Source organism: Pseudomonas sp. EGD-AK9 (assembly GCF_000465935.2).
Classification (GTDB): domain Bacteria; phylum Pseudomonadota; class Gammaproteobacteria; order Pseudomonadales; family Pseudomonadaceae; genus Aquipseudomonas.
On the sequence record NZ_AVOF01000233.1, the window covers coordinates 1 to 5276 of the forward strand.

Below are 5276 nucleotides of genomic sequence, written 5' to 3' on the forward strand. Positions count from 1 at the left end.
CGCTGACCCGCCGGTCGTCAGCTGCCGCCGTGCGCCGCGCGCGGTTTGCCCGACGTGGCCGCGCCCCCTAGAATGCCGCGATGCAAAACGACCCCGAACTCCTGATCGCTTCTCTCAACGACGCCCAGGTCCAGGCCGTGGCCGCCCCGCTCGGGCGCCAACTGGTGCTGGCCGGCGCCGGTTCCGGCAAGACCCGCGTGCTGGTGCACCGCATCGCCTGGCTGATCCAGGCGGTGGGCGCCTCGCCCCATTCGATCCTGTCGGTGACCTTCACCAACAAGGCCGCCGCCGAAATGCGCGCGCGCATCGAGCAGATGCTCGGCCACAACCCGGCCGGCATGTGGGTCGGCACCTTCCACGGCCTGGCCCATCGCCTGCTGCGCGCGCACTGGCAGGAAGCCGGGCTGGCGGAGAACTTCCAGATTCTCGACTCCGACGACCAGCAGCGCCTGATCAAGCGGGTGATCCGCGAACTGGGCCTGGACGAACAGCGCTGGCCGGCCAAGCAGGCGCAGTGGTTTATCAACGGGCAAAAAGATGAGGGGTTAAGGCCCCAGCATATCCAGGCCGGCGGCGACCTGTTCCTGGCCACCATGCGCGGCATCTACGAGGCCTACGAGGCGGCCTGCGCGCGCACCGGGGTGATCGATTTCTCCGAACTGCTGCTGCGCGCCCTCGACCTGTGGCGCGACAAGCCGGGCCTGCTCGAGCACTACCAGCGGCGCTTCCGCCATATCCTGGTCGACGAGTTCCAGGACACCAACGCCGTGCAGTACGCCTGGCTGCGCCTGCTGGCCCAGGGCGGCGACAGCCTGATGGTGGTGGGCGACGACGACCAGTCGATCTACGGCTGGCGCGGCGCGCGGATCGAGAACATCCAGCAGTTCTCCAGCGACTTCGAAGGTACCCAGCTGATCCGCCTGGAACAGAACTACCGCTCCACCGCCGGTATCCTCAAGGCCGCCAACGCGCTGATCGCCAACAACCAGGGGCGCCTGGGCAAGGAACTCTGGACCGACGGCGACGACGGCGAGCCGCTGGCGCTGTACGCCGCGTTCAACGAGCACGACGAAGCGCGCTACGTGGTCGAGTCGATCGAGGACGCGCTGCGCAAGGAAGGCCTCAAGCGCAGCGAGATCGCCATCCTCTACCGCTCCAATGCCCAGTCGCGGGTGCTGGAAGAGGCGCTGCTGCGCGAGAAGATTCCCTACCGCATCTACGGCGGCCAGCGCTTCTTCGAGCGCGCCGAGATCAAGAACGCCATGGCCTACCTGCGCCTGCTCGACGGCCGCGGCAACGACGCGGCGCTGGAGCGCATCGTCAACGTGCCAGCGCGCGGCATCGGCGAGAAGACCATCGAGAGCATTCGCGAGTACGCCCGCGCCCACGACGTGCACATGTGGGAAGCGATTCGCCTGATGCTGGCGGGCAAGGCTTTGCCGGGGCGCGCCTCCGCTGCCCTGGCCGGCTTTATCGAGCTGATCGAGACCCTGGCCGAGGAGGTCCTGGCCATGCCCCTGCACCTGATGACCCAGACCGTCATCGAGCAGAGCGGGCTGATCGCCTATCACCAGGCGGAAAAGGGCGAGAAGGGCCAGGCGCGGGTGGAGAACCTGGAAGAACTGGTCAGCGCCGCGCGCGCCTTCGAGAACGACGAAGACGAGGAGCTGACCCCGCTGCAGGCCTTCCTCACCCACGCCTCGCTGGAGGCCGGCGACACCCAGGCCGCCGAGAACGAGGACAGCATTCAGCTGATGACCCTGCACAGCGCCAAGGGCCTGGAATTCCCCCTGGTGTTCCTGGTCGGCATGGAAGAGGGTCTGTTCCCGCACAAGATGAGCCTGGAAGAACCGGGCCGCCTGGAAGAAGAACGCCGCCTGGCCTATGTCGGCATTACCCGTGCCATGCACCGGCTGGTGATCAGCTACGCCGAGACCCGCCGTCTGTACGGTAGCGAGACCTACAACAAGGTGTCGCGCTTCGTCCGCGAAATCCCCGCACCGCTGATTCAGGAAGTGCGCCTGAGCAACAGTGTCAGCCGCCCGCTGAGCACCAGTGCGATGGGCGGTGGCAGCCTGTTCGCCGGCAGCGCCGTGCCGCAGACCCCCTTCAACCTGGGCCAGCGCGTGCGTCACAGCCTGTTCGGCGAGGGCACCATCCTCAATTTCGAGGGTGCCGGCGCGCAGGCGCGGGTGCAGGTGAATTTCGAAAGCGAAGGCAGCAAGTGGCTGATGCTCAGCTACGCCAAGCTGGAGGCGCTTTGACCATCGTCCCGATTCGCCTCCGGACCACGGGATTGAGAACCCACAATAAGGAAGCTCCGATGAATCGCCGTCATCTCTTCACCGCCACCGCGGCCCTGCTGGCCGCCCTCGGCCTGGCCGGCTGCAAGGACGACCAGGCCGGCAGCGAGCAGGCCGCCGCCCCGGCGCAGACCTACCAGTGGAAGATGGTCACCGCCTGGCCGAAGAACTACCCCGGCCTGGGCACCGCCGCCGAGCGCCTGGCCGAGCGGGTCAAGACCATGAGCGACGGCCGCCTGACCATCAAGGTCTACGCCGGCGGCGAACTGGTGCCGCCGCTGGAGGTGTTCGACGCCGTGTCGCGTGGCACCGCCGAGCTGGGCCACGGCGCTGCGTACTACTGGAAGGGCAAGGTCAACACCGCGCAGTTCTTCACTTCGGTGCCGTTCGGCCTGTCGACCCTGGAAATGAATGCCTGGCTGAGCAAGGGCGGCGGCCAGGCGCTGTGGGACGAGGCCTATGCGCCGCACGGGGTGAAGCCCTTCGTGGTCGGCAACACCGGCATGCAGATGGGCGGCTGGTTCAACAAGGAAATCAACTCGCTGGACGACCTCAAGGGCCTGAAGATCCGCACCCCTGGCCTGGGCGGCGAGGTGCTGGCCAAGCTCGGCGCGATCACCGTCAACATCCCCGGCGGCGAGGTGTTCACCGCCCTGCAGACCGGCGCCATCGATGCCACCGACTGGGTCAGCCCCTACAACGACCAGGCCTTCGGCCTGCAGCAGGCGGCCAAGTACTACTACTACCCGGGCTGGCAGGAACCACAGGCGGTGCTCGAGCTGCTGGTCAACCAGAAGGCCCTGGACAGCCTGCCAGCCGACCTGCAGGCGATCCTCACCGAGGCCGCCCGCGGCGCCAGCCAGGACATGCTTGACGACTACGTCTACCACAATGCCCTGGCCCTGGATCAGCTGAAGAAGAGCGGCACCCTGCTCAAGCGCTTCCCCGACGAGGTGCTCGACGCCATGCAGCGCGAGGCCGATGTGGTGCTCGGCGAGCTGGCCGCGCAGAGCGAGCTGAACGGCCGCATCTGGGCCTCGATGAAGGCCTTCCAGGCCCTCGCCGCGCCGATGCATTCGGTCTCGGAGAAGGAACTGTACAACTGGCGCTGAGGCGAGCGTCGCAGCCGGATAAGCGTAGGGTGGATCGGGGCGCGTAGCTGTCGCTTTCCACATCCAGCAAAGGGTGGATCGGTGAAGCGTGATCCACCCTACGAACTGCGTAGCCCGGATGACATGCCCGCAAACGGAAGCCTCGGCTTCCGTTTGTCGTTTCAGGCCCTGGGTGGCGGCGGCGCGGCCATACTCGAAGGCGAGGTGAACCGATGAAGAAAGCCGCCCTCACCCCCGCCCGCATCCTCGACAGCGCCCTGCAGCTGGCCGACGTCTGCGGCTGGGAGCGCCTGCACCTGTTCGAAGTGGCCGCCGCCCTCGGCGCCGGACTGGACGACATCGCCCCGCACTATCGCGACAAGGACGCCCTGGTCGAAGCCTGGTTCGACCGCGCCGACCTGGCCATGCTGGCCCGCGCACGCCAGCCCGACCTCGCCGAACTGAACGCCGAACAGCGCCTGGAAGCCTGCCTGCTGGCCTGGCTCGACAGCCTCGCCGCGCACCGCGCGGTGACCGGGCAGATGCTGCTGTACAAGCTCGAGCCCGGGCATATCCACCTGCAGCTGCTCGGCCTGATGCGCATCAGCCGCACCGTGCAGTGGTGGCGCGAGGCCGCCGGGCGGGAGACCCTGCACCTGCGCCGCATCGCCGAAGAGACCCTGCTCACCGGCGCCTACCTGCGCAGCTTCGTGCACTGGCTGCGCCACCCCGAGGAAGACGCCGCCGAATTCCGCGCCTTCCTGCGCGGCCAGCTGCGCTGCGGCGCGCTGGCCCTGCTGCTGCGCCGCTGAAGGGGAAATGGCGCGCATGCGCGGCGCGGAAATCCTCGTGCACAGGCCCGGATTGCATCCGGCTACAGGAGCAACCGCACACCGGGGCGCAATCCCGACAAGGCCGTGATGCGCACCGCCTGGGCGGCCCGGCGACAGCCTAGCGCTTCAGACCCGCCATCGCCTCGGCGATCCGCCGCTCCTCCGCCCGCGAGGACTGCGCCAAACCCTCACGCACGCCGGCGAAGTCGGCGGCGCCCTTGTTCTGGCTGAGCTTGCGCACGCCCTCGATCCGCCGGATCGGCAGGGCGAAGCCGACGATGGCGCGCAGCATGCCGTCGATATAGTCGGCCGGCGCATCGCTTACCGCCCAGGGCTGCGCCCGCCCCCGCTCGTGATGGGCGCTGAGGCGGCCGACCAGATCGAGCAGGCGCTCGCGCTCGTCGAATACCTCGAGCCGGCCGCGCACGTGCACCGCCTGGTAGTTCCAGGTCGGCACCACCTTGCCGTGCTCGGCCTTGCTCGGGTAGTAGCCGGGGCTGACGTAGGCCTCGCCGGCCTGAAAGATCGCCAGCGCCTCGGCGTCGCCGTTCAGCTCGCGCCATTGCGGGTTGGCCCGGGCGAAATGACCGTAGAGGGTGCCGAACTCGCCCTCCTGCGCCACCAGCAGCAACGGCAGATGGCTGGCCTGCAGGCCGTTTGCGCCCGGGCTGACCAGGGTCGCCAGCGGGCTCTGCTCGATCAACTGGTGCAGGGCGGCAAGATCACTCACGGCGAAGGCTTTCGGCTGATACAAGGTGGCGGCTCCGGACAGGCTCGACTCGACCGCCATGCTGCACCGTCGCGGCGCAAAGCAAAAGCCGGAAACATTCTGTCACTGGTCATCGCCGCCCATGCCGGGCAAGATGCCGCCACGCCTTTCCACCAGAGAGAAAACCGTGATGCAGCGTTTCCTCAGTATCGCCATGGTCCTGTGCCTGGCCCTGACCTTCAGCTTCGAGGCCCATGCCAAGCGCTTCGGCGGCGGCAAGTCGTTCGGCTCCGCGCCCAGCCACCAGACCCGTCAGGCCCAGCCCACGCAGCCGGCCGCC

Annotated in this window: 4 protein-coding genes and 1 pseudogene; 4 read left to right on the forward strand and 1 reads right to left on the reverse strand. The window is 68.1% G+C overall.

The window, feature by feature from the left end:
- Nucleotides 1-80: 80 nt before the first annotated feature.
- From uvrD to N878_RS11945, 3 genes are all read left to right on the forward strand, one after another.
- Nucleotides 81-2264: a DNA helicase II gene (gene uvrD, locus N878_RS11935; RefSeq protein WP_021443886.1), complete on the forward strand. Its 2184-nt coding sequence runs from the start codon at nt 81-83 to the stop codon at nt 2262-2264.
- A 59-nt stretch (nt 2265-2323) separates the two neighbouring features.
- A complete protein-coding gene (locus tag N878_RS11940) occupies nt 2324-3415 on the forward strand; it encodes a TRAP transporter substrate-binding protein (protein ID WP_021443887.1) in 1092 nt (363 codons plus the stop codon).
- 212 nt (nt 3416-3627) lie between these two features.
- Entirely contained in the window at nt 3628-4206 is a 579-nt protein-coding gene (locus N878_RS11945) for a TetR family transcriptional regulator (protein WP_021443888.1), read from the forward strand.
- Nucleotides 4207-4345: 139 nt separating this feature from the next.
- Here the strand turns inward: N878_RS11945 and N878_RS11950 are convergent, their stop codons facing one another.
- Nucleotides 4346-4981: an FMN-binding negative transcriptional regulator gene (locus tag N878_RS11950; protein WP_031303080.1), complete on the reverse strand. Its 636-nt coding sequence runs from the start codon at nt 4979-4981 to the stop codon at nt 4346-4348.
- Nucleotides 4982-5126: 145 nt separating this feature from the next.
- Here N878_RS11950 and N878_RS29515 point away from each other — a divergent pair.
- Nucleotides 5127-5276, forward strand: a pseudogene (locus tag N878_RS29515) (hypothetical protein); the annotation flags it as partial.